Source organism: Fusibacter paucivorans, assembly GCF_018390735.1.
GTDB classification, from domain to species: domain Bacteria; phylum Bacillota; class Clostridia; order Peptostreptococcales; family Acidaminobacteraceae; genus Fusibacter; species Fusibacter paucivorans.
Genome location: NZ_JAHBCL010000096.1, coordinates 1 through 1,055, shown reverse-complemented (window position 1 = coordinate 1,055; position 1,055 = coordinate 1). Strand labels below are relative to the sequence as shown.

General features: G+C 43.8%; 1 protein-coding gene. It reads left to right on the top strand.

The window, feature by feature from the left end; all coding sequences use genetic code 11:
• Positions 1-78: 78 nt before the first annotated feature.
• A partial coding sequence (locus tag KHM83_RS19600; protein WP_213238731.1) for a transposase occupies positions 79-1,055 on the top strand: 977 nt, incomplete at its 3' end.

The following is a 1,055-nucleotide window of genomic DNA, read 5'->3' as shown; positions in this document are numbered from 1 at the left end:
TTGAAACGCTTTTTTGATATAATAAATGCAAGGATTTTAACATTTCTTCCACAAAAACCTTGCAGATGGAGGCGCCTCATGTATATCAGAAAGACCAACCAAATCAAAATAGCCGATGATTTCTTTCTCCCTTTCGGCGGTAAACTTAACCGAAATAATCGCTGGGTTAAACTGGCTGAGTTGATTCCTTGGTCAGATTTTGAGGATGCCTATGCTCAAAACTTCAAGTCTCCTACCAGAGGAGAAAAAGCACTCTCTGTTCGAGTCGCCCTTGGTACACTGATTATTCAAACCAAACTAAAACTGGTTGACGCTGAAGTGCCGCTTCAGATTATGGAGAACCCATATCTTCAGTATTTCCTTGGCTTTGACCGCTTTGAAGATGATAGACAACCTTTTGATGCATCACTGATCACGCATTTCAGAAAGCGTTTCACACCAGATATTCTCTTGGAAATCAACAACATCATTGCCATGAAAGAACTTGAAGCAGCAGCTTCAGAAAATCGCGATAACGATGATGATCATAAGGACAACGGCTCTGGCCCAACTGAACCAATTGCTGAGGATGTTCAAATCAGCTTTGATGATATTCCAAAGCAAGGCAAACTTATCCTCGATGCGACCTGTGCGCCAAGCGATATCCGTTTTCCAACGGACCTGCGTCTACTGAATGAAGCGCGAGAAAAACTCGAAGACATGATTGACGTACTACACGCGCCGGATATCTCTGCAATGGCAAAGCCAAGAACCTATCGCAATCGCGCCCGTAAGGATTATCTTTCAATCGAAAAGCAGCGCAAGAAACGAAGTAAAGCTATTCAAAAAGCGATCCGAAAACAACTTGGTTATGTCAAACGGGATCTGGAACATGTAGAGACTTATCTTGAAGATCCTTCGAGAGCTGAGCTTCTCACGAGACGCCAGCAGAGGGAATTGCAGGTCATACGAAAACTATACGAGCAGCAGCGCTACATGTATGAGTCGAGAACGCATTCTGTAGACAACCGGATCGTTAGCATCTCACAGCCTTACATCAGACCTATTGTCAGAGG